Origin of the sequence: Mesonia ostreae, assembly GCF_031845265.1 — a bacterium.
GTDB classification, from domain to species: Bacteria; Bacteroidota; Bacteroidia; order Flavobacteriales; family Flavobacteriaceae; genus Mesonia; species Mesonia ostreae.
This window is the reverse complement of the sequence record NZ_JAVRBG010000006.1, coordinates 1-24,509: the sequence shown is the minus strand read 5'-3', so window position 1 is coordinate 24,509 and position 24,509 is coordinate 1. Positions and strand designations below refer to the sequence as shown.

Sequence of the window (24,509 nt, the reverse complement as noted above, 5' to 3'; positions counted from 1 at the left end):
TGTGATCTGTTTATTAATAAATTAGGCGCGAATTTGATCTTCCACATAAATATGGTCGGTTGCCGTTTTTGAAAGTGATATTTCTTTTTCATCAACCTTAATCGTCATGCTTTCATCAAAGCTTTCTATTTGCAAAACTTCAATAGAAGTATCCATACCTATTCCTTGTTTGTCTAGATATTTTAAAAAAGAAGAACTGTTGTCATTAAAACCTTTACAAACGGCTTGGCTTCCTTCTTTTAGCTGAGACAGTCGCTTTTTGGTGGCTTTGGGTAAGTTTCCGTTAGCATCTGGAATAGGATCTCCGTGCGGATCATATTGGGGTCTACCCAAAAACTTATCTAATTCCTCAACCAGTTTTGTAGAACTAATATGTTCTAATTGTTCTGCCACTTCATGGACTTCATCCCACTTAAAATTTAAACGTTCTACTAAAAAAGATTCCCACAGACGGTGTTTACGCACCACAGATAAAGCTTGCTTTTTACCAAGACTAGTGAGTTGCACGCCGTAATACTTTTTATAATTGACCAAATTTTTATCGGCCAATTTTTTTATCATTTCGGTGACAGACGCTGCTTTAGTATTTAATAATTCTGAAAGCCTACTGGTAGAAACTCCATCACTCATCTCTTGCTGTAGATGAAATATAGCTTTTAAATAATTTTCTTCAGACTGTGTAAACATATAATTTAAATAAAGCTCAAAGATACATTATATTTTTCATAATTAACTTTTAGCTATTCCTAAATAAAGTTTTTTTTTGGTTATTTTTCTGAAGTATTAAATTTTTATAATTCTCATAAGGAAGACTTCCGCAGTGCTATTTTTATGCGTAAGATCTTTGTTCTATTATAATTAAACCTGAAACAAATCAGTAAAATTAGGCATCCCGACAAATTTATTCTTTCAAACACCATAACTAAAATACATTATTTAATTATACATTTTAATATTCTAAATATTATATTTAGCTTTGCCTAAATTACAGTAGTGAACAAATGAAAAAATTATTCCTCTTATTAATATTTTTTCCGCTTTTGAGTATCGCTCAAGATAAAATAACGCTTAGCGGAAAAGTAACCGACGGGGATCATCCCATCCCCTTTGTCAATATAGTGCGGTCAACTCAACCTTAGGCGTTGCCGCAAATATTAATGGAGCCTACGAATTGAAAATTTCCGGTGGAGAATATACCATTCAAATACAAGCTGTTGGTTTTAAAAGCAAAACTCAAAAAATAACTACGAGTAATTTTATAAATACACCGCTTAACTTCACTTTAAATCCAGATTTATTAGGTTTAGAAGAAGTGGTGGTAAGCGCCACCCGAAATAGAATTAGTAAAAAAGACGCTCCCGTAATTGTAAATGTGCTGAGCCCAAAATTGTTTGAAGCCACACAATCTATTTCATTAGCCGATGGCCTCAACTACCAGCCTGGAGTGCGTGTAGAAACCAATTGTCAAAACTGCGGGTTTACCCAAGTACGCCTTAACGGATTGGATGGGCAATACACACAAGTTTTGGTAAATAGCCGCCCTGTTTTTAGTGCTTTAAATGGCGTTTATGGATTGGAACAAATTCCTGTGAGTATTATAGACCGCGTAGAAGTGGTGCGCAGTGGTGGCTCTGCACTCTTTGGATCTAACGCCATTGCGGGTACCGTAAACGTGATCACCAAAGAACCCGTTAATAACAACTGGGACGTTTCTTCTAACTTTGGATTAATAGACGGGACTACCGCAGATCGTAATGTAAATGTAAATGCTTCTATAGTAAGTGAAGATCTTTCTAGCGGAGTTACGGTGTACGGTATTTTTCGTAATCGTGATGCTTACGATGCCAACGGAGAAGGTTTTAGTGAGATTACAAAACTGACCAACAACTCATTAGGTGCCAAAACATTTTTACGCCCCAATGACAATAGCCGAATAGGATTAGATTTTACCGCCATTAGAGAATATAGACGCGGTGGAGATCGCATTGATCTTGCTCCGCAATTTACTGATATTACCGAAGAATTAGACCACAATATCATTTTCACTGGTTTAGATTATGAATTGTTTGATGACGCACGTAAAAATGAAGGAACGGCTTATGTTTCTGTTCAGCATACAGATCGTGATAGCTATTATGGTGGTTTAGGTGGCGCTCGCGCGGCTGCAGATTCTCTTGTGGCCAACAATGCTTTTGGAAAAACCACCGATATTGCCGTGGTTGCGGGAGCAAAATACTCGCATTATTTTAATAATAAAGATGTAATTACTGTGGGCGGAGAATATCAACTTAATGATACCGAAGATGCTATGCCAGGCTATAACCGCATCATAGACCAAAAAGTGAATAGCATTGGTCTTTATGCGCAATATGAGTGGAAACCCATTGAGGAGTTTACAGCACTTGTTGGGGCAAGATTAGACCACGTAGATGTAGATGGTTTTTACAGCATTCAAAATGTAAGTCGGTCTTCTCAAGTAAATGAAACCGTGGTTAGTCCGCGGTTAACGGTTCTTTATGATATCACCAATAACCTACAATTTAGAGGAGGCTATTCTAGAGGTTTTCGTGCACCACAGGCTTTTAATGAAGATTTACATATTTCATCTTTAGGCGGAGAGCAGCGATTTGTTATTCTGTCAGACGATTTAGAAAGTGAATTTTCTAATGCTTATACGGCCTCTTTTAATTACACAAAAAGCTTTAATAAAACCCAAACCAACTTTTTACTGGATGGTTTTTACACGACTTTAGAAAATCCTTTTACCATCGTTAGTACAGGAAATTCTTTACCTAACGGCTCTGTTTTAGAAGAGTCTAGAAATGGCTCTGGTGCTTATGTGGCTGGTGCCAATATAGAGTTGAGTGTTTCCCCAAGTGCCGACCTTATGTTTAAAGCTGGAGCAACTTTTCAGCGTTCTGTGTATAAAGAAAGTCAGCTGCTTTTTGAGGCCGATGCAAGCGTGCAAGGGGAAGAAGATGTAATTATAGATGATTTTGTACGTTCTCCTAACGCCTACGGGTTTATGGATGCCAATTGGACAATGAGTGAAGCTTTTAGATTAGATATAACGGGTAGTTATACAGGCTCTATGATTGCTCCTCGTGTGGTGAGCAGCTCTGGCTATTTAGATTTGGTAGATACCCCATCCTTTTTTGATATGACCACCAAACTTACCTACCACTTTGATCCCATAGAAAATTTTCACGTAGAGTTAAGCGGCGGAGTACAGAATCTATTTGACAGCTATCAAGATGATTTTGAGCGAGGTTCGCTTAGAGATTCAGATTATATTTATGGTCCTAACCGCCCGAGAACGTACTTTATAGGTCTAAAATTTGGAGATTTTTAATTTTATCAAGAATTTAATACTAATAGCTGTAGTTTAAAAGTGCATTGATAATTTGAAGTTTTACTCTCCCTTTCCTCTGGAAAGGCTTGGGGATAGGATGAATTATAAATTTTGTCATCTCATCCCCTCCTCTCCCGAAACTTCAAGATTTTGCCAAGGGGAGGAATTGAAAACATCGTTTTATTAAACTAGAGCCATACTAATACTTCACAAACTTACAAGCTTATCAGCCTTATGATAAATTATAGCAAATACCTTATACTCGTTCTATTTCTGGGTTGGTTTCTCCCATTAAAAGCTCAGCAAAAGGACGCCATCCAATGGAAAACTTGGCCAGAACTAGAGCAAGCTTTTAAAAAAGAACCCAAGCCTGTGTTTATGTTTTTTCACGCCAAATGGTGCGCCTATTGCAAAAAAATACAGCGAGAAGTTTTCAGCAATATAGAGGTAATTCAGAAGATAAATAAAGAATATTATGCTGTTGAAATGGATGTGGAACGCACCGATACCATTCAGTTTGACGGAATAGAATTTGTAAACAGACAGCCTTTAAAAAAACGCAACGGAGTTCATGACTTCCATTGCTATTAGCTTCTAGAGCAGAAAGACCTTTTTCACTTCCTGCTACCCTAATTTTTGATCGTAATTTTAGAGTTAAGGAAAGAGTCTTTGTGTATTATACTTCCAAAGAGTTAATGAATTTGCTCTAATAGATGATATTTTTTATTACGCTTCCGCGGATAGCGATAGTTTTAAGACAAATTCAGAAATAAGTTATTTTACTGTATTCAAAATATTGCTTAACTTTAGTTAATTCATATTGAGTGAATTTTCATCAAAAAATACCTAAGTTTTGTTGATCCTAAACTTTGGTTGTTCAGAAATTGACTCCTCGTAAATCGCAGGAGCCAATTTTGTTTAGGAATGAGGGGTTTGAGGTACAATTACGCTATTTTTCAATCAAAAAAAGAGTAATTTTCAAATCGGGTTTACATCCCTCTTTCTTTCTGAATCTGTTCATAAGCCTCTTGTACCTTTAAGAATTTCTCTTCGGCTCCTTTTTTATAGGCTTCGTCCATTCCTTGTAGCTTATCTGGATGGTATTTTTTGGCCATAGTTCTAAAGGCTTTTTTCACTTCCGCATCGGTGGCATTTTTTTCGATTTCCAAAATTTTATACGCACTCGTAGCATCCGCAGATTTGACAAACATGGCCTGTATGCTTTCAAAATCACGTCGGTTAATTTGCAAGTAGCCAGCAATTTTTTGGAGCTCTCTTAACTCGGCAGAAGAGATATGACCGTCTGCTTGGGTAATTCCGAAGAGAAAATGAAGAATTTGCAAGCGCACCTCATAGCTGGTTCTAGAACGCATATAAGCACAAATTCGCTGAGGTTCAATTTCCCTATTTTTAATGACCTCATTAAAGGTCTTAAAAGTCGCGTTGGCTCTTTCTTTACCATACGACTGCACAAAATAAGAACGCACATAATCTAATTCGCGTTGATTTACTTTTCCGTCGGCTCTTATCACAACTGAGCATAGGGTAAGTAGATTCAGTTCGAAATCTCCCATAGAAACATTTTGTGCTCTTTGCTGCTGAAAGATATCTTGAAAGGCTCCGCCACCTCCTTTCATCTGCTTTCCTTTTAAAAAGGCCTCTATAAGACTACCCAATAAAAAACCGAGAATGGCGCCTGGCCATCGCATATAAACCATTCCTAAAATGGCTCCAATCCACTTAATCATACTTTTCACTTTGAAATGCAAATATATAAGCTTCTGTGGTTTTATGGCTAAGAATAAAAATAACCTATTCAAGTATTCCTAAATAAAGCCTATTTAAATAGATCAAGTCGCTTTTGAAAAACGAACTAGTTGCGCTTACTTGAAATGAGAAATGATTCGTGAAGTAGTTTGCGGTACTAATTTCTAGGAAAGAATAAACTTTAATAAAAGAATTTATTTGCGATATACTCTGTTTAATTTGGTATGCGATATAAGATTCGTCCAGATTTTGGTATCTTTGTAATTAATAATTTGAACAAAAAATATCGAAATATGTATCCAGCAGATTTAGTTAAACCTATGAAAGAAGAATTGACTTCTATAGGTTTTGAAGAATTACAAAGTGCAGAAGCCGTTGATCAAGCTATTAAACAAGAAGGAACTACCTTAGTGGTAGTAAATTCGGTTTGTGGTTGTGCTGCAGCAAATGCAAGACCGGCAGCAAAAATGTCTTTAGAGAATAGTAAAAAACCTTCGCATTTGGCAACCGTATTTGCCGGTGTAGATAAAGAAGCTACAGAGAAAGCACGTGCTCATATGGTACCTTTTCCTCCAAGTTCGCCTTGTATGGCCTTATTTAAGGATGGAGAATTAGTACATATGCTAGAGCGCCACCACATTGAAGGTCGACCTGCAGAAATGATTGCAGAAAACTTAAAAGATGCTTACAACGAATACTGCTAAGCGTAGGTAAAATAGAAAAATGAAGGTCGTTCCCATATGAACGGCCTTTTTTATTATGCAAGCACAATGGTTTTAAAAAAATATTGAGCCCGACTCTAATTTAAAACTTATTTTTGCGCTTTAGACGTCGTTTTAGTTATGAAGACCATTTTATCCTATCCCATTTCAGTTCTCTATTACCTGTGTTTTGGATTGGTATTATTGATTTTTCACCCCATTCAATGGATTTGCTTTAACATATTTGGATATCAAACACATAAAAAAAGTGTAGACTACCTTAACTTCTTTCTATTGCGTTGTCTTAATGTTTTAGGAACTAGAATTACATTTGAAAATGATCAAGAATTTGAGAAAGACGTTCCGCATATTATTATTGCCAATCACCAAAGTCCTTACGATATACCACCTATTTCCTGGTATTTGAGAGAAATTCACCCTAAATTTATCAGTAAAAAGGAATTAGGGAAAGGTATTCCAAGTATTTCCTATAACTTAACACACGGTGGATCTATTCTGATTGATAGAAAAAACCCTAGACAATCTTTGCCTGAAATTAAGAAGTTTGCACAGTATTTGATTGATACCAATAGAGCGGCAGTTATTTTTCCCGAAGGCACAAGAACAAAAGATAAAGACGGAGCGCCAAAGCCATTTTCTCCTAATGGATTAAAGATGTTATTTAAATTTTGTCCAGATGCGGTTGTTGTTCCAGTAACCATAAATAATTCTTGGCAAATTGTGAAAAGAGGCCAATTTCCTTTAAGTTTGGGAGTACACCTAAACTGTAAAGTGCAACCCACATTAAAAGTAAGTGATTATTCTACGGAAGAATTAATCCAGAAAGTAGAACATATAATCAAAAAAGATATTAAAAATACATAAATACAAACCCATATGGATCCTCAAAAAAATATACGACTCGAAGTAATGCAGCAACTGGAAAGTAAGGTTGATGGATTTATTGATCAATTCCTTATTCCCGTGGAAGAAATTTGGCAACCTACAGACTTTTTGCCCAATTCTCAAGGAGACAGTTTTTATGACGAAGTAACCGAAATTAGAGAGCTTGCAAAAGAGCTTCCTTATGATTTTTGGGTAGTTTTAGTGGGAGATACCATTACTGAAGAAGCCTTGCCTACTTATGAATCTTGGTTGATGGATGTAGATGGCATAAGCCAGCAAGACGGAGGAACTTCATGGTCTAGATGGGTACGATATTGGACAGCCGAGGAGAACCGTCACGGCGATGTGCTTAACAAATACTTGTATCTTTCTGGGAGAGTAAATATGATTGAAGTAGAGCGTACCACGCAACACTTAATCAATGATGGTTTTGATATTGGAACCGATAGAGATCCCTATAAAAACTTTGTTTACACGAGTTTTCAGGAATTGGCGACCTATGTTTCTCATAACCGTGTGGCCAAATTAGCGCGTAATTATGGAAATAAATCTTTAGCAAAAATGTGTAAAATCATTAGCGGAGATGAAATGCGTCACTTTAATGCTTACAGTACGTTCGTAGACGAAATCTTTAAAATAGATCCTAGCAATATGATGATTGCTTTTAAAGATATGATGAAAAACAAAATTGTTATGCCCGCTATGTTCTTAAGAGAGTCTGGCGATACGATGGGAAGCGCTTTCGATGAATTTTCCAATTGCGCACAACGTATTGGTGTCTACACCGGGAACGATTATATAGATATTATGAAGCGATTGATTGTACGTTGGGATATCGAGAAATTAACGGGCCTCAATGAAGAAGCCGAAAAAGCGAGAGACTTTGTGACCAAACTTCCGGCAAGAATGGAGCGTATCCAGAGCAGAATGAAAATTTCTGACGAGATTACACACTTTAAATGGGTTAACCCTGCTTTAACTAAATAATACTTATTTTATAATAAAACTGGTATAGATGAGGGAAGAATCTAAAATCATTCTGGCCACCAAAGCTTTTGTAAAAAATGAATTACAACATGCCGAAGGTGGTCACGACTGGTTTCATATAGAACGCGTCTATAAAAATGCCCTGCTTATTGCCGCACAAGAAAAAGTAGATCTAGAAATTGTTTCTTTAGGCGCACTTTTACACGATATAGCCGACTCTAAATTTTATGATGGAGATGAAAGCATTGGACCTGAAAAAGCAAGCACTTTTTTAAAAAGCCTACATCTTAAAGAACCTGTGATAACGCACGTAAAAGAAATTATTAAAAATATCTCTTTTAAAGGCGGAAACATTCAACAAACCTTTACTTCTCCAGAGCTTAATGTGGTTCAGGATGCCGATAGACTCGATGCCATTGGCGCCATTGGTATTGCACGTACTTTTAATTATGGAGGTTTTAAAAACCGAAAAATCTACGACCCTTCCATCGCTCCGAAACTAGATATGAGCAAAGAAGAATACAAAAAAGGAGAAAATCCTACCATCAACCATTTTTACGAAAAACTCTTACTGTTAAAAGACCGCATGAATACCAAAACGGGTACTAAAATGGCCAAGCAACGCCACGAATTTATGGAGTTGTATCTAGAGCAGTTTTACGCTGAGTGGGAAGGAAAGCGTTAAAACAATGTATACTGCGGATTTTTAAGTTCTAAATAGTGGCTTTTATCTAATGCTGGAATTTCCTTTACGGAAGAAAAATATTTACCTCTAGCTATTTTAAACTGAAGCGCAATTTGCTTAGCAAACTCCCCTTCTCCCTTCATCCGAGTTCCAAACCGACTATCATTCAGATTTCCTCCGTGGCAAGCTTCAATTTGATGCAAGACTTTTTCGGCTCTATCGGGTAATGCTTTTTCAATCCAATCTTTAAAAATTTCCGCGATAGCGCCATTTAAACGCACTACTGTATATCCCACAGACCTAGCTCCCAACTCGCTTACTTTTTTTACCAAAGGCAAAATTTCATGACTATTGATGCTGGGAATAATGGGTGCCATCATTACACTTACAGGAATCCCGTTCATAGAAAGTTCTTCCACAGTTTTTAAACGTTGCTTTATGCTCGCCGTTCTAGGTTCTAACAACCTACGTGTTTCTTCAGACAAAGAAGTGATAGAAATATTCACCCTAATGAGGTTAAGCTGAGCCAATTCTTTTAAAAGATCTAGGTCTCTTAAAATAAGGCTATTTTTAGTGATGATTCCTGTAGGATGCTTATATTGAAGCATCACTTCCAAACACTGCCGAGTAATTTGCAATTTGCGTTCTATGGGTTGGTAACAATCCGTATTTCCAGAAAAAACAATAGCATCACCCTGCCAGTTTTTACTCTTTAATTTCTGCTCCAATAATTCGGGCGCATTTTTCTTGACTAAGATTTGTTTTTCAAAATCTAAACCAGCACCATAACCCCAATATTCGTGTGTATTTCTAGCATAACAATAAATGCAACCGTGTTCACACCCTTGGTAAGGATTAGCAGAAAAACCCATCCCCACATCTGGACTTTTCACTTTATTCACAAAAGTTTTTGGGAAAACCTCTAGAAAATTTGTGTGTTGCTTTTGCGGTTCTTCTCCTTCTTTATGGCAGTATTCCAAATATTCAGAATCTACGCTATGCTCGTATTCCTGAAATTTGTTATGCACATTTTTTTGTGCACCCCGACCTTTTTGATAAGAAATAGACATAAAGAAACTTTGACTTAATTTAAGTCAAAGTTAGCTTATTTAAGTGGGATTATTTCCTATTTTATGGGTTTTATCCGATTAAATGATGTCTTTTTTAAAAAATGTAAGTGTAAATCTGTATTCGACCTGAGAAAATCGTGTCAGTTCGAGTGAAATTTTGAAAAAATTTTGTAACGAGAATAACGATTTTCGTTCAAATACTTGTTCTCGGTATAATTTTTCCAAGAAAAATCACTCGAACTGACAGTATTTGAACTTTATTAAAATTAGATCGAACTCAGGTTATAATTGAAACTCCCCTTTATTTTCTAAATACCATCGTATTAAATAACACTTGACCTAAGAATCATCAAAGCAATACCAAATAAGTCTATTAGCTTCCACCCGAATGATACGGGCGAAAGCAATCATAAATCTTAGTCGCAGACGACTATTTATTAGGAAAATCTGCTTTTCTCTTATCTAAAAAGGCACTCGTTCCTTCCTTAAAATCTTCGGTATCAAAACTTTTTCCAAAGTTCTCTACTTCTTTTTCAAAACCATTTACGCCATCTTCATCGTTCGCATTAATGGCTTCAATTGCTCTAGAAATGGCAACCATAGAATTTCTCATAATCTTATGAGCCGTTTTAGTAGCAAGTTCCATCAGTTCATCTGCAGTGGTTACATGATTTACCAAACCGTATTGCAAAGCTTGTTTCGCATCAATCATTCCTGCCGTCATAATCATTTCCATCGCTCTACCTTTACCTACCAATTGCGGCAAACGCTGCGTTCCTCCATACCCAGGAATTACTCCCAATGATGTTTCTGGCAATCCCATTTTAGCATTATCGCTGGCAATTCTAAAATGTGCCGCCATGGCTAATTCTAGTCCGCCACCCAATGCAAAACCATTGATGGCTGCAATCACAGGTTTCTTAAAATTGGCAATACGATCAAAGACTTCTTTTTGTCCTTTTGCGGCAAGATCTTTTCCTTCTTCCACGTTATAATCGGCAAATTCAGAAATATCTGCTCCGGCTACAAAAGCTTTTTCTCCGCTTCCGGTGATGATGATTGCTTTTACCTCTTCGTCGCTCTCCAATTCTGCGAAAGCGCTATGAATTTCGGCGAGAGTTTCTCTGTTTAAAGCGTTTAATTTTTTAGGTCGGTTGATGGTTAATTGCGCCAATCCGTTTTCTTTTTCTAATAAAATATTGTGGTAACTCATAGTTTATATTTTAGGAAATTTAACATTAAATGTAGTTCCTTCTCCTTCTTTAGAAGTAAAAGATATGCTGCCTTTATAGGCTTCAATAATGGTTTTTATAATTCCTAAACCTAGTCCCATTCCGCTAGATTTAGTGGTAAATTTAGGTTCAAAAATATGAATTTTATTTTCTTCTGAAATTCCTGTTCCGTTATCTTTAATAAGAATACAAACCGAATCTTCATCTGTTTTTACCAAAACTTCTACTCGCTGCTGCGGATTTTCTTCTGAAGCCTGCAAAGCATTTTTCACCAAGTTGGTCACTACCCTAATCAATTGCGTACGGTCAAAAATGGCTAAAATCTCTTCCTCTTCCGTAAAGAACTCAATATTCATTTCATTAAAAATATCTAAGGCTAATTTAACGATTTTTGGCACATTAAGCGTTTCATTTTGCTGTGCCGGCATCTTAGCAAAATTAGAAAAGGCCGAAGCAATAGAACTCATCGTATCAATTTGCTGAATAAGCGTCTTGGTGTAATCTTTAAGCTTTTCTTTAATATCTGGGTCTTCAGGATCAAAACGTCGCTCAAAACTCTGTACGGTTAATCGCATAGGCGTCAACGGATTTTTAATCTCGTGCGCCACTTGTTTTGCCATTTCGCGCCAAGCTTGTTCTCGCTCGTTGGTGGCCAATTTTACCGCACTTTCTTCTAACTCATCTATCATAGAGTTATAGGCTTTAATAAGCGACTTAATCTCTTCTGAAGTGTCTTTTATAGCAATTTTTTTATTCTTTTTATCCAATCGGGTAGCGTGTATTTTTTCACTTACCGTTTTTAAAGAAGAGGTAATGTATTTAGATAAAAAGTAGGACAATAAAATTGCAATCAAAATGAGAAATATATAAACTTGAGCCAAGATTTTTAAGAAATCTTTTAGCTGCATGTCTATAAATCCGTCGTCGTCAATTCTTGGAAGGTTAAGAATTGCTAAAGGTTTAAAATAAGCATCGGTAATGTAAGTATAAGAAGATTGGTATTTTTTTCCGTCCTCTTTATAAAAACGAACGTATTTTTTATTTTCAGATCCCTCTAAAAGCAATAAAGCTTCCTTAGGCATGTTGGTTACTGATGTGTCTTTAAAAAAAGTTGCTTTAGAAGATTTAAGCAAGCGCCCTTGAAGATCGTAAAAATTAATTTCGGTGTTATGAATGTTTTTAAGCTCGTGAATTTTCTTTCTAAAAATTAATGGAATATTTTCTGTGGTGACCTCATAAGTGGTCGTTTGTATTTCATAATTAATACTCGCTCGTATGGAAGCTTCCTTTTGCTTGAGTTTATCTTTTTGGTAGGCTTCCGCTTCTTTTTTATATTGATAAATGGTAACTACGGCGATAAGAACAGAGGCTCCTAACACCAAAAATATCATGCTCAAGAAAATTCGGGTTCGTAAAGAACGTTTGAGCCACCTCATCTTAATTGTTTTTATTTCTAATTCGTTTGTACACTTTAATGCCCAACATGAGTAAAATTCCTAACACGAAAATACCTGCCACGCCAAAAATCCAATTGAAGGTACCTTTTAAGATCACCAAAAACACCACGGAGAAAAGTATAAGGGTTGAACCTTCATTAAATAAGCGCATTTGATTGGAGGTCCATTTAAAAATATTGTTTTGTTGTTGCTTAAAAATCTGTTGACATTTTCCGTGATATATAAATAGCAACAAAACAAATGCCAATTTTATGTGCATCCAAGGCTGCGATAGCCACGCAGGGTTTAAAATTAATAACCAAACCGCAAATAGCGTAGCCAAAACTGCGGAAGGCCATGTAATAATAGTCCACAACCTCTTGGTCATAATTTTTAACTGATCGCTTAAAATTTCTCTTTCGACCTCATTTTTAGCCTGAGCTTCAATATGGTAAATAAACAACCTCGGGATATAGAACAAGCCTGCAAACCACGTAATCACAAAAATTAGATGAAGCGATTTTATGTAATTGTAGTATTCCATACTCAAATTTAATTATTCATGACTCGGTTATACTGATTTTGGAACTAAATTCTTTTTAATTTCTCTATTCAAAAAAAATCCTGTGACGATGGTAGAAAGAAAATCGGCTAGCGGAAAAGAAATCCAAACGCCTAATTCTCCGTAATACTCAGGCAATATTAAAATGAGCGGGATAAAGAAAAAGCCTTGCCTGGTTAAGGTGAGTAAAAAAGCGGGAGTTGCTTTTCCTATCGCCTGAAAGTAGGCTGAGCCTATCAATTGAAGCGAAATAATAGGCAATGCTGCAAAAACCCAACGCATGGCCGATGGAGTTTCTGCCAAAATCGTTTCATCTGTGGTAAAAATAGCCACAATAGATTCGGGGAAAATCATAATGATTGCAAATACGCCCAAAGCTAAAATTCCTGCATACAAAATTGCCTTATTAATAGATTCTCTCACTCTTTCGGGCTGATGTGACCCATAGTTATAACCTGCAATAGGCAAAAAACCTTGCGTTACTCCCAATACTGGAAATAGCGCAAACATGAGCATTCTTCCTACAATCGCATATACTGTTACCGAGGCCTCTCCGCCTAAATTAAATAAAATATTATTCAGTAATAAATAGGTAACACTTACCACCGCTTGTCTTGCTAAAGTGACAAATCCCAGCGATGCAATTTCTTTTAAGATAGGAAAATCGAGTTTAAAATGCGCTTTATTTAGTTTTAACTCTGAGTTTTTAGAAAGGAAAAACCACAACACGTAGGAGAAAGAGATAAAATAAGAGCCGGTTGTTGCCCAAGCAGCTCCTGCCATTCCCCAATCAAAAATGTAAATAAAAATATAATCTGCCACGAGATTAACAATAGAAGGCAAAATCATGGCAACCATCGCAAATTTAGGTTGTCCTTCTGCTCTAATCACAGAGTTTCCCATCATGCTCAAGGCCAAAATAGGAACTCCGTAAAGCACAATGCGATAATAGATTTCTGCGGGAGCGTAAATATCTCCTTTTCCGCCAAAGGCGGGAATGAGTTCTTTAATAAACCAAAGTCCCAAGACCACCAATAAAATACACAACACCAGCGTTAAGATAATTTGGTTTCCGAAGGTTTTTAGTGCTTTTATGTGATTGTTAGAGCCTAATGCCCTAGAGATAATAGAAGAACCTCCAATCCCAATGGCCATTCCTAACGCAGCAATAAAGAAAGATACGGGCAAGACCACGTTGATGGCGGCAATAGCAGTAGGACCAATCCAGTTCCCAACAAAAATAGTATCTACCAAAATGTTGAGCGACATGACCAAAATCCCAATGGAAGCCGGTAAAGATTGTTTAATGAGCAGTTTTCCTATAGGTTCTTTTCCTAGGGCTTCCGAATTTACCTTTGCCATTATGCGCCTACACTTTCTTCTTGTTTTACCTCTACCCAGGCGTTAATCCATGAACTTAATGTTTTTACCCAGTCGTCACGATCATTTAAACAAGGAATCACGGTAAGTTCTTTTCCTCCATTTTCATGGAAAATTTCTTCGCCTTCCATGGCAATTTCCTCCAAAGTTTCTAAACAATCTGAAACAAAAGCAGGAGTAACAATGGCCATTTTTTTCATTCCGTTAAGGCCAAATTTTTCAATAGTCCTATCGGTATAAGGTTGTAACCAAGGATCAAATCCTAGACGCGACTGAAATGATGTACTGTAAGCATCAGGATTTAATTCTAATTTTTCGGCCACCAAACGAGTGGTTTCATAACATTGATGACGGTAACAGAATTGATGCGCTGGCGATGCCGTTTTACAACAAGTATCGTTTATTTGGCAATGCGATTTGGTAATATCGCTTTTTTTAATGTGCCGCTCTGGTACACCGTGATAACTAAATAACAAATGCTCGTAATCTAAATTTTCTAGCTTTTCGGCAATACTACGAGAAAGCACCTCAATATAATCTGGACGGTTATAAAAAGGAGGTACTGTAGTAATCTTCATTCCAGGAAAATGCTCTTTTTGCAGCTCTTCTGCTAGAACTACAATCGTCTCTGTAGTTGCCATGGCAAACTGAGGATAAAGCGGTAATAATAATACCTCATCAACTCCTTTAGCGTGCAATTCTTTTAAGCCTTGCTCCATACTAGGTTTTCCATAACGCATCGCTAGAGATATAGGAACCTCTGTAAATTTATCTATTTGTTCTTGTAAACGCTCTGAAAGTACAATAAGCGGAGAACCTTCTTCCCACCAAATTTTTTGATAGGCCGCGGCAGATTTTTTTGGGCGCGTGTTTAAAACAATTCCTTTAACAATAAAAGCGCGCAATAACCAAGGCACGTCGATGACGCGTTCATCCATTAGAAATTGATCTAAATATTTTTTTACATCTTTGGGGTCTGTGCTCTCTGGAGAACCTAAGTTGACGAGTAAAACTCCTTTCATTTCAAATTTTTTTCAAAAATACTGGTTTATACTAAGATTATACAGGTAGAGCCTTCAATTTTATGAAGCTCTTAATAGTTATATTAAATTGACCGACTGAATATATTTTTTGGGCGTAGTGCCAAATTTCTTCTTAAAAGCAGCAATAAAATGGCTTGCTGTACTGTAACCTACTTTTAATCCAACCTCATTTACATTGTGTCGCCCTGTTTCTAAAAGCTTACGAGCAAAGTCCATTTTATAATCAAATAAAAACCCAAAAACGGTATCGCCGTAGACTTCTTTAAAGCCTTCTTTTAGTTTTTTTAAGCTTAGTCCAATCTCATCGGCGAGTTCTTGCAAGCTTGGAGGCTCTACCATTCGCTGAATCATAATGTCTTTTGCTTTACGAATTTTGCGCACATTATCTTCGTCAATCAAAAAAGGACACTGCTCTATATCGGCTTCTTCAGGACGGTTAAAATATAGCCCCATCAATTCATACGCTTTTCCCTTTAAATAGATTTTCTTTACGGAAGGATGCAGGTTAAAATTAAGAATCTGACTTAAGACTACGGCCATCGACGGACTTATAGATTGTTCTTGATAATATTTTTTATCCCGGTTATCATCGGTTAAAAAATCGATGTAATTGGCTTCTTCAGAAAATAGAGAATGCAATTTTTGAATGGAAATCACAATACTTACCATCCAAGAATTTGCACTTACAGCAACGTTTAAAGGTAAGTTTTTGGTGGGATTGTAAAGCAGTAAAGATTTTTCTTCTCCCAAATTAAGCGAATAATTTCCTTGATTAAAACTGAACTTCCCCATCCCTTTTAAACAAAAATGAAACTGAATGAAATCACTATGCATTTCTTTTTCAAAAAACTGATTATCAGACGTATCATTCTGAAAAGTAAGAATATGAATCCCATCTTCTACGAGCAGTTTGTGAAAAGTACTTTGAGCGTTATTTTCTGTGTTATTTTCCATACGTAAAAATCTCTTTTTATTTAGAATCATTCTAAAATAATGAATCCAAAAACCTCGTTGACCCCACAAAAATAGCTTATTTCAACGAATTAGCCCTCATTCTACTTTAAAATAACCTCTAACGACAATAAAAGTACTTTTAACGTTACTTTTACAAAAACTTAGCAGTTACTTTTGTAGTCTAAATATTTAGGACCTTATTCTTCTATGAAGAACTATCATATATCTAAACACAATTCTTTTTATGCCATTGGTTTAAGCTATCAAAAAGCAGACGCTGATATTAGAGGGAAATTTAACCTCAATGAAGAGCAAAAAAAGAGCTTAATAATCGATGCCAAAAACGAAGGCGTAGATGGTATATTAATTACTTCTACGTGTAACCGTACCGAGATTTATGGCTTTGCCCAACATCCTTTTCAACTCATTAAATTACTTTGCCAACACACCAATGGTACCGTAGAGGAGTTTGAAAAAGTTGCTTATGTGTATAAAAACCATCAGGCAATTTCTCATATGTTTAAAGTGGGTACGGGATTAGACAGCCAGATTTTGGGAGATTTTGAGATTATAAGTCAGTTAAAACAGGCTTTTAATATTTCTAAGCATCTAAGTATGGCCAATCCATTTATAGAGCGCTTGGTGAACTCCGTGATTCAGGCCAGTAAGCGAATTAAAAACGAGACTCAAATTTCTTCAGGAGCCACTTCGGTTTCTTTTGCTTCGGTACAATATATTTTAAATCGGTATAAAAATGTTTCCAACGCAAAAATTTTACTTTTTGGAACAGGAAAGATAGGTCGTAATACCTGTGAGAATTTGGTAAAACACACTAAGAATAATCACATTACACTAATCAATAGAACCAAAGATAAAGCAGTAAAGATAGCTGGTAAATTTGATCTTATTGTAAAAGATCATGCAGATTTGCAAAGTGAAATTCGGGACACCGATATTCTTATTGTTGCTACTGGGGCTCAAAATCCTACCATTTCTAAAGAACTTATCTATTCTGATAAGAAATTATTGATTTTAGATTTATCAATACCTAAAAATGTGGCTAACGATGTTGCCGATTTGGAAAACGTAAAATTGATTCATCTAGATCATCTTTCTCAAATGACCGATGCTACCCTAGAAAAAAGAAAAACTTTTATTCCGCAGGCAGAAGAAATTATAGAAGAGGTAAAGACAGATTTTAATGCTTGGCTGGAGACCAGAAAATTTGCTCCCACCATTAAGGCCTTAAAGCATAAGTTAAGACATATGAAAGACGAAGAGCTAGACTTTCAAAGCAGAAAGCTCAACGACTTTAATAATGAACACGCCGAAATTGTAGGCAATCGCATTATACAAAAAATAATGAACCAGTTTGCAAGCCATCTTAAGAAAGACAGCGACTCTACAGATGAAAGTTTGGCTTTGATACAAAAAGTTTTTCAATTAGAAGATTTATCGAAATAAGCTTACATGAGCAAAACCATAAGAATTGGTACTCGCGATAGTGAATTAGCATTGTGGCAAGCCAATAACGTAAAAAATAAATTAGAAGCTTTAGGCTACAAAACCCAACTCTTACCCGTAAAATCTACGGGTGATCTTAATTTAGATCAGCCTTTATACGAGATGGGCATTACAGGCATCTTTACCAAAACGCTAGATATTGCGATGGTTAAAGGGGATATAGACATTGCCGTGCATTCTATGAAGGATGTTCCTACAGCTTTACCAAAAGGAATTGTACAAGCTGCGGTTTTACCCCGCGCCAATGTGCACGATATTCTATTACACAAGGGCTTAGATTTTCTTCAATCTAATGGCATTATTGCTACCGGAAGTTTAAGAAGAAAAGCCCAATGGTTGCATTATCACCCGTCTCACACTATTGTTAACCTTCGCGGAAATGTGAATACCCGTTTAAGAAAGTTAGACGAAAATGAAGATTGGAATGGTGCTATTTTTGCCGCAGCAGGCCTAGAACGCATCAACTTAAAGCCAGAGACGCACCAAGTATTAGATTGGATGACTCCGGCGCCAGCCCAAGGTGCCATGCTTATTGTTGTAAATGAAGATAACGCCTATGCTAGAGAAGCTGCAGAACAGCTGAACGACGAAAAAACAGCAAAATGCGTTCACGTAGAACGCGATTTTTTGAGAAAATTAGAAGGAGGTTGCACCGCGCCCATTGGAGCTTTAGCCGAATTTAAAAATGAAAAAGATATCACCTTTACCGGAAATCTTTATAGCCTTGACGGAACACAAAAAATAGAAGAAAAAGCTATTTTTCAGGCGAATGATTACAAAACAATTGGTTCAATTTTAGCTCAAAAAGTACTAGATAACGGCGGTAGAGAACTTATGCGTTCTATAAAAGCCGCATTAGACTAATCGTTTCTTATGCCCACAATACTCAGCACTAAAAACCTTATTAAGCACCAAGAGCAACTTTTACTTCATGCTGGAATTAATTATGTGAGCTATGATGCTATTCGTATTTCATTTAATGAAAATGTTGACATCCCTAAAAAAGTAGGACACGCCATTGTAACCAGTAAAAATACGTGGCAGGCAATTAAAGATAAAGTAGCAATAAAAAAAGCCTTTGTAGTAGGCATAAAAACCACACAACTGCTGCAAGAAAGTGGTATAGAAATTATAGAATCCACTGATTACGGAAAAGATTTAGCTCAAAAAATATGTGAACATCATTCTGGTAAGGAATTTCATTTCTTCTGCGGAAAGCAACGAAGGGAAGAAATGCCTACTCTACTCAAGAAAAATAACATTTCCTTTACAGAAACACAAGTATATGATACGCTACCTCATCCTAAAAAATTTGCTCAAGAGTTTGACGGCATCCTATTTTTTAGTCCCAGTGGAGTAAAAAGTTTTTGTGCGGTCAATGATATAAAATCGGCCACGGCATTTTGTATTGGTACGACCACAGCAAAAGAAGCAGAAAAGCATACCAAGAATATCATCATTGCGAACCAACCCACTATCGAGAATGTTATTGTTCAAGTGGTAAAAACCTATAAATATGATTAAAAACGATTTATTTTTAAGAGCCTTAAATGGAGAAACGGTAGAACGTCCACCGGTTTGGATGATGCGACAAGCAGGAAGATACCTACCGGATTTTATGAAGCTAAAAGAAAAATATGATTTTTTTACGCGCTGTAGAACTCCAGAGCTGGCCACAGAAATTACTGTAATGCCCATTCATCAAGTAGGGACAGATGCTGCCATTTTATTTAGTGATATTTTGGTGGTACCACAGGCAATGAATATTGAGATAGAAATGAGACCTGGCGTTGGTCCTTGGGTTCCCAATCCTATTAGAACTGCCAAACAAGTAAATGATATTGTGGTTCCTAATGTTTATGAAGAATTAGGCTACGTGTACGAAGCCATTAAAATGACCAAGCAAGAATTAAACGACGAAGTGCCTTTAATTGGTTTTGCAGGTTCACCCTGGACCATTTTATGCTATTTAGTACAAGGACAAGGTTCTAAGAATTTTGACAAAGCCAAAGAGTTTTGTTTTACCAATCCTGTTGCAGCGCATCAATTATTGCAAAAAATTACCGATACGACCATTGCTTATCTTAAAGGAAAAGTAGAAGTAGGCGTAGATGCCGTACAATTATTTGACTCTTGGGGAGGAATGCTTTCTCCTGTAGATTATCAAGAATTTTCTTGGCAATATATGCAGCAAATCATAGACGCTCTAAAAGAAGAAATCCCCGTGATTGCTTTTGCAAAAGGCTGTTGGTTTGCACTAAAAGAAATGAGCGAATCTGGCGCTTCTGCATTGGGTGTAGATTGGACGTGCTCTCCAAGAAACGCGCGTTACCTAAGTGGCGGAAACATCACCTTGCAAGGTAATTTTGATCCGTCAAGATTATTTTCACCACCAAAAGAAATAAAAAAAATGGTGAACCAAATGATTAATGAGTTTGGAAAAGACAAATACATTGCAAATTTAGGTCACGGAATTCTTCCTAATATTCCGGTAGATAATGCAAAAGCATTTGTAGATGCTGTAAAAGAATGGGAGCCCAAATAAATGTCGCTCCCGGGAAAAATACGTCAGTTAGATTTTGCACAATTTTGGAGTTTATTCAAGGTATTTGTGACAAGGCCTTTGTATATTTTTCCCACCTATAAAGCGACTCAAGAAACAGTTAAAATTGCCGATTCTCTCTACGGAAGTGCGCATCATCAAAACAATGTGACCAATGCTTTTAGGCACGCGTTGTGGAATTTTATGATTGCCAAAAAATGCTTGCGTCAAAATTCATCGGTAGAAAAGTCTATCGATTGGGCACAAACTATAACTGATTTGCACGAGAAATTGATGCCTAATCAAAATTTGCTCAAAGCTATGGACTTGCACAATAACGCCGTAGGTAGAAAAATGTTTGCCAAGTACCATCAACTCAACAATGAAAAGGAAATAATTAAAATCTTTACGGATTTAATTCCAGAAGCGGTGAAAATTACAAATACCAAGGCTTTAAAAGATTATAAAAATCAAATGGTTTATACGGAAGCTTATGAACATGAAAGATAAATTTTACAAGTACATAGAAGAACTACAAGATCGGATTACCCATAAATTGGAAGAAGTTGATGGGATAGCCAAATTTCAAGAAGACCTTTGGGAAAGAGAAGGCGGCGGCGGCGGTAGAACCCGCGTTATAGAAAACGGAAATGTTTTTGAGAAAGGCGGTGTAAATATTTCAGCAGTACACGGACCTCTAGATCCAGCGATGCAAAAGTATTTTAATGTAGGAGACGTCAATTTTTTTGCTTGTGGATTGAGTTTAGTAATTCATCCTAAAAATCCTATGGTGCCCACAGTTCACGCCAATTGGCGCTATTTTGAAATGTACGACCAAGAAGGAAATACCGTAGATCAATGGTTTGGTGGCGGACAAGATTTAACGCCTTACTATCTGTTTGAAGAAGACGCTAAACATTTTCATAGCGTTTGTAAAAAGACTTGTGATGCTCACGGCAGCGATTTATATAGAAAATATAAAGGACAGTGTGATACCTATTTCTGGAATGCTCATCGCGATGAAGCTCGAGGCATTGGCGGTTTATTTTTTGATCACCTAAAAAGTACAGAAGAAACTTCTATTGAAGACTGGTATGCTTTTGTAACCGAAGTTGGAGATAGCTTTTTATATGCTTACGCTCCTATTGTAGAAAAAAGAAAGAATCTTGATTACTCGAAAGAACAAAGAGATTGGCAAGAAATACGAAGAGGAAGGTACGTAGAGTTTAATCTAGTTCACGATAAAGGAACTTTATTTGGCTTAAAAACCAACGGAAGAATTGAGAGTATTTTTATGAGTTTACCGCCGCACGTACAATGGCATTACAACCATCATCCCGAAAAAGGTAGTGAAGAAGAAAAATTGCTGAAAGTTTTAATCAAACCGAAGAACTGGGTGGGGTAGTTGTGAGAGATTAGAGGTTAGCCGTGAGAGGTTAGAGGTTAGAGGTTAGAGGTTAGAGGTTAGAGAAAAATTAATGAATTAGAGAACGACTAAATTTTTAAAATAATAATTAGCTAAAAGCTGTAAATTAAATGTGTATTGATAATTTTAAAAATATCAGACTCCCTTTCCTCTGGAAAGAGTTGGGGATAGGATGAGTTATATTAAGTATAAATCTTCATTTTTTAGAAAATGAAGCCAAAAAGAAACTGCTTTTTCAAGTAGTAGAAATTAAAAAAATGCTTAATGCGTTAATTCAAAAGTTAGCGGTTAGTAGTAAGCGAATAAAAAATTTAAAGTACAACTAAATTTTAAAAATAATAACGAGCTAAAGACTAATAGCAAAAAGCTAAGTAATAAAACATCAAATTCTTTTTCGAGTAGAAGAAGTAAAAATTATAATAAGCTAGAGTCTAAATTCTAGAATCCAATAGCTAATAAAAAAAAGAAACCATGTTTCCATTAAGAAGAAATAGAAGATTAAGAACCAACGAAGCGGTTCGCAGTTTGGTAAGACAACACATTTTAAGTCCGAAAGATTTTCAGGCTCCTTTATTTGTGATTGAAGGAAAGCAGAAAAAAGAAGAAATAGCTTCTATGCCTGGGTATTATAGGTTTAGTCTAGATTTATTGGCAAAAGAGGTTAAAGAACTTTGGGATTTAGGCATAAAATCTGTTTTGCTTTTTGTAAAAGTAGAAGAAAACTTAAAAGACAATCAAGGAACAGAAGCCGTCAACGCAGACGGATTGATGCAACGTGCCATTAAAACTGTTAAAAACGCAGTTCCAGAAATGTTGGTGATGACCGATGTGGCTTTAGATCCATATTCTATGTACGGTCACGATGGAATTATTGAAAACGGTCGTGTACTCAACGACGAATCTGTGCAAGCTTTGGCACAAATGGCATTATCTCACGCCCAGGCGGGAGCAGATTTTGTTGCGCCAAGTGATATGATGGACGGCCGTATTTTGGTCATGCGAGAAACGCTAGAAACTGAAGGCTTCATCAATACTGGTATTATGAGTTACAGTGCCAAATTTGCCTCCGCTTTTTACGGTCCGTTTAGAGATGCTTTAGACTCTGCTCCAGTAGATGCTAAAGACATTCCTAAAAACAAAAATAGCTACCAGATGGACCCTGCCAATAGAGATGAAGCTGTAAAAGAGACTTTGATGGATATTGAAGAAGGCGCAGATATTGTGATGGTTAAACCCGGTTTATGCTATCTTGACATTGTGCGTGACATAAGAAATGTAGTGAATGTACCTGTGTCAGTGTATCAAGTAAGCGGAGAATATGCCATGATTAAAGCCGCATCAGAAAAGGGCTGGCTAGATCACGATGCTGTTATGATGGAGCAACTTACTGCCATAAAAAGAGCTGGAGCCGATTTTATTGCCACTTATTTTGCGAAAGATGCTGCCAAACTAATTTCTTAGTAGCTTTGGCAAGCTTTTAGCTAAGCTAAAATTATGAACGCAACCTATTCCTATTCATTAAAATTTTTTACTGTCTTTTACGTGCTATTGTTATCCTTAACAAGTGCTGCAAAAGACAGTAATCCTCTTTTTGATCAGGTCGAAACAGTTCAAGAAACAGTTTCTTCAGCAGCAAATGCACAAAAATTTTATGCGGTAGAAGAAATTTTGATTGCAAGTCCTTCTTATGATATTGAAGATATTTGGGATTCTAAGATTTGCCCGAGTACTTATATCAGCTTAAAAACATTTCATTATTTTGTTGCTCCACAGGTACGTTATATTTCTATCGACCATAGAGCCCAAATCTACCAACACCTCTTCCCTTTCCATTTCTTTTTGTGATTGTCAACTTTTTTTAATACCACAATAGCAATGTAATGCCACATTAAATCTCGTTCATTTTTCGTTATATTTCCTTGCTCATAGTTTCCATAACTAAGGCTATGCAAACCAATCGTAGCGTCCTATAGCAAAAAAGCAACTTCGTCTTATTTACGGCATTTCAAAACTAATTTGGTATAACCTCGCAATAGCAAGATTTTAAAAAATTATAAAAAGTTCGCTTCCGCGGAAGCGATATTGCAATCTTAAATATATACTCTTGACCGATAAGATGACGTAAAGATCTTTAATCCTACATATGTCTAAAATCTACCAAGATTTTATCGAGAATTAGAAGCTACTTTTATACCAAAATTTTACTACTTATTAGTTAGTTACACTTAAGTCTTGATTCTTGGTTCTAAAAGCGTAGCGGTCTTGGTTCTTTATCGGACAAGAATAAAAAAACATACACCCATGGATATTCAATCTATCGAATTAGGAATGCTCTTCCTTATCATATTTACAGCCCCCGTAGCTTATGCGGTAACCAACAAATCAAGAAGAAAAAAAGCCTCTTTAAAAAAAATCAGAGAAAAAGCTGCAACGCACCAAATCAATTTAAATGAAATCGATCTTTTCTCAACTGTTTTTATAGGTATTGATGAGCAACAAGCACAGCTTGTTTACGGAAATTTAGAAACTTTAGATAGCAAACTACACATTCTAAACTTTAAAAATTACAACGTAGAACTTTTAGAAAAAAGGAAAAAAGACAGAGCTATTGAGCAAATTGCGCTGATTTTTAAGTCTCAAAAAGACACGCATCAGTTAGACTTATATCTCGAAGAAGAGGATACTGAAACTTCTGCCATTCAACAGCTCGATTTTGCTAAAAAATGGCAAGCAAAATTGAGTTAATCCTTCTAGAGGGTTTAATTGCCCGAGACTTGTCTCACAATTTTTAGAAAGTATGTTCCCTTTCTTTCCTTGCGGACTTGCCCCGAGGTTCTTGATTATTTAAAAATAGGCTGTTTAAAATACTTGAATTCAACCTATAAACGCAACTTTTAGCGGAAATAATATAATTATTTTTCAGAAGGAAAGAAGGGATTATT

The 24,509-nt window shown here is 36.3% G+C and carries 24 protein-coding genes; 15 read left to right on the top strand and 9 right to left on the bottom strand.

The window, feature by feature from the left end:
* Positions 1–21: 21 nt before the first annotated feature.
* Positions 22–687 carry a metal-dependent transcriptional regulator gene (locus RLT85_RS07275; protein WP_311401368.1) on the bottom strand — a complete coding sequence of 222 codons (666 nt, stop codon included), beginning with the start codon at positions 685–687 and terminating at the stop codon, positions 22–24.
* A gap of 484 nt (positions 688–1,171) precedes the next feature.
* Between RLT85_RS07275 and RLT85_RS07270 the strand changes: the two genes are divergently transcribed.
* Together RLT85_RS07270 and RLT85_RS07265 are read left to right on the top strand one after the other, a co-directional pair.
* Entirely contained in the window at positions 1,172–3,352 is a 2,181-nt protein-coding gene (locus RLT85_RS07270) for a TonB-dependent receptor (RefSeq protein WP_311401367.1), read from the top strand.
* Positions 3,353–3,586: 234 nt separating this feature from the next.
* Positions 3,587–3,943, top strand: a complete 357-nt coding sequence (locus RLT85_RS07265) for a thioredoxin family protein (RefSeq protein ID WP_311401366.1) — start codon at positions 3,587–3,589, stop codon at positions 3,941–3,943.
* A 398-nt stretch (positions 3,944–4,341) separates the two neighbouring features.
* Here the strand turns inward: RLT85_RS07265 and RLT85_RS07260 are convergent, their stop codons facing one another.
* Positions 4,342–5,100, bottom strand: coding sequence for a TerB family tellurite resistance protein (locus RLT85_RS07260; RefSeq protein WP_311401365.1), 759 nt, complete (start codon positions 5,098–5,100; stop codon positions 4,342–4,344).
* Between the two features lie 312 nt (positions 5,101–5,412).
* On the opposite strand from RLT85_RS07260, the gene RLT85_RS07255 reads away from it, so the two are divergent.
* From RLT85_RS07255 to RLT85_RS07240, 4 genes are all read left to right on the top strand, one after another.
* Positions 5,413–5,823 carry a BrxA/BrxB family bacilliredoxin gene (locus tag RLT85_RS07255; protein ID WP_311401364.1) on the top strand — a complete coding sequence of 137 codons (411 nt, stop codon included), beginning with the start codon at positions 5,413–5,415 and terminating at the stop codon, positions 5,821–5,823.
* A gap of 138 nt (positions 5,824–5,961) precedes the next feature.
* Positions 5,962–6,705, top strand: a complete 744-nt coding sequence (locus tag RLT85_RS07250; RefSeq protein ID WP_311401363.1) for a lysophospholipid acyltransferase family protein — start codon at positions 5,962–5,964, stop codon at positions 6,703–6,705.
* A gap of 12 nt (positions 6,706–6,717) precedes the next feature.
* Positions 6,718–7,713, top strand: a complete 996-nt coding sequence (locus RLT85_RS07245) for an acyl-ACP desaturase (RefSeq protein ID WP_311401362.1) — start codon at positions 6,718–6,720, stop codon at positions 7,711–7,713.
* Positions 7,714–7,741: 28 nt separating this feature from the next.
* The gene (locus RLT85_RS07240) at positions 7,742–8,398 is read left to right on the top strand and encodes an HD domain-containing protein (protein WP_311401361.1); all 657 of its coding nucleotides are present in this window, start codon (positions 7,742–7,744) and stop codon (positions 8,396–8,398) included.
* Here the strand turns inward: RLT85_RS07240 and RLT85_RS07235 are convergent.
* From RLT85_RS07235 to RLT85_RS07205, 7 genes are all read right to left on the bottom strand, one after another.
* The gene (locus RLT85_RS07235; RefSeq protein ID WP_311401360.1) at positions 8,395–9,468 is read right to left on the bottom strand and encodes a PA0069 family radical SAM protein; all 1,074 of its coding nucleotides are present in this window, start codon (positions 9,466–9,468) and stop codon (positions 8,395–8,397) included. The two genes, RLT85_RS07240 and RLT85_RS07235, sit on opposite strands and share 4 nt — an antisense overlap.
* A 430-nt stretch (positions 9,469–9,898) precedes the next feature.
* On the bottom strand, positions 9,899–10,681 hold the full coding sequence (locus RLT85_RS07230) for an enoyl-CoA hydratase/isomerase family protein (RefSeq protein WP_311401359.1): 783 nt from the start codon (positions 10,679–10,681) through the stop codon (positions 9,899–9,901).
* Positions 10,682–10,684: 3 nt separating this feature from the next.
* The gene (locus RLT85_RS07225; protein WP_311401358.1) at positions 10,685–12,136 is read right to left on the bottom strand and encodes an ATP-binding protein; all 1,452 of its coding nucleotides are present in this window, start codon (positions 12,134–12,136) and stop codon (positions 10,685–10,687) included.
* Position 12,137: 1 nt separating this feature from the next.
* Positions 12,138–12,680, bottom strand: coding sequence for a CopD family protein (locus RLT85_RS07220; protein WP_311401357.1), 543 nt, complete (start codon positions 12,678–12,680; stop codon positions 12,138–12,140).
* Positions 12,681–12,707: 27 nt separating this feature from the next.
* Positions 12,708–14,060, bottom strand: coding sequence for an MATE family efflux transporter (locus RLT85_RS07215; RefSeq protein WP_311401356.1), 1,353 nt, complete (start codon positions 14,058–14,060; stop codon positions 12,708–12,710).
* Positions 14,060–15,100 carry a ferrochelatase gene (gene hemH / locus RLT85_RS07210; protein WP_311401355.1) on the bottom strand — a complete coding sequence of 347 codons (1,041 nt, stop codon included), beginning with the start codon at positions 15,098–15,100 and terminating at the stop codon, positions 14,060–14,062. The genes RLT85_RS07215 and hemH overlap by 1 nt, the downstream gene beginning before the upstream one ends.
* A 78-nt stretch (positions 15,101–15,178) precedes the next feature.
* Positions 15,179–16,075 (bottom strand): AraC family transcriptional regulator, encoded by an 897-nt coding sequence (locus RLT85_RS07205; protein ID WP_311401354.1) that lies wholly within the window; start codon positions 16,073–16,075, stop codon positions 15,179–15,181.
* Between the two features lie 207 nt (positions 16,076–16,282).
* On the opposite strand from RLT85_RS07205, the gene hemA reads away from it, so the two are divergent.
* The 9 genes from hemA (at position 16,283) to RLT85_RS07160 (ending at position 24,312) form a co-directional block, all read left to right on the top strand.
* Positions 16,283–17,539: a glutamyl-tRNA reductase gene (hemA, locus tag RLT85_RS07200; protein WP_311401353.1), complete on the top strand. Its 1,257-nt coding sequence runs from the start codon at positions 16,283–16,285 to the stop codon at positions 17,537–17,539.
* A gap of 6 nt (positions 17,540–17,545) precedes the next feature.
* Positions 17,546–18,463, top strand: coding sequence for a hydroxymethylbilane synthase (gene hemC, locus RLT85_RS07195; RefSeq protein WP_311401352.1), 918 nt, complete (start codon positions 17,546–17,548; stop codon positions 18,461–18,463).
* A gap of 9 nt (positions 18,464–18,472) precedes the next feature.
* The gene (locus RLT85_RS07190) at positions 18,473–19,123 is read left to right on the top strand and encodes a uroporphyrinogen-III synthase (protein ID WP_311401351.1); all 651 of its coding nucleotides are present in this window, start codon (positions 18,473–18,475) and stop codon (positions 19,121–19,123) included.
* Positions 19,116–20,144: a uroporphyrinogen decarboxylase gene (hemE, locus tag RLT85_RS07185; protein WP_311401350.1), complete on the top strand. Its 1,029-nt coding sequence runs from the start codon at positions 19,116–19,118 to the stop codon at positions 20,142–20,144. The genes RLT85_RS07190 and hemE overlap by 8 nt, the downstream gene beginning before the upstream one ends.
* Positions 20,145–20,651, top strand: a complete 507-nt coding sequence (locus tag RLT85_RS07180; RefSeq protein ID WP_311401349.1) for a DUF6973 domain-containing protein — start codon at positions 20,145–20,147, stop codon at positions 20,649–20,651. It begins immediately after the preceding gene.
* Positions 20,641–21,546, top strand: a complete 906-nt coding sequence (gene hemF, locus RLT85_RS07175) for an oxygen-dependent coproporphyrinogen oxidase (RefSeq protein ID WP_311401348.1) — start codon at positions 20,641–20,643, stop codon at positions 21,544–21,546. The genes RLT85_RS07180 and hemF overlap by 11 nt, the downstream gene beginning before the upstream one ends.
* A gap of 492 nt (positions 21,547–22,038) precedes the next feature.
* Complete coding sequence (gene hemB, locus RLT85_RS07170) at positions 22,039–23,028, top strand: porphobilinogen synthase (RefSeq protein ID WP_311401347.1); 990 nt, start codon at positions 22,039–22,041, stop codon at positions 23,026–23,028.
* A gap of 33 nt (positions 23,029–23,061) precedes the next feature.
* Positions 23,062–23,412 carry a hypothetical protein gene (locus RLT85_RS07165; protein ID WP_311401346.1) on the top strand — a complete coding sequence of 117 codons (351 nt, stop codon included), beginning with the start codon at positions 23,062–23,064 and terminating at the stop codon, positions 23,410–23,412.
* A 456-nt stretch (positions 23,413–23,868) separates the two neighbouring features.
* Complete coding sequence (locus tag RLT85_RS07160; protein ID WP_311401345.1) at positions 23,869–24,312, top strand: hypothetical protein; 444 nt, start codon at positions 23,869–23,871, stop codon at positions 24,310–24,312.
* Positions 24,313–24,509: the final 197 nt, after the last annotated feature.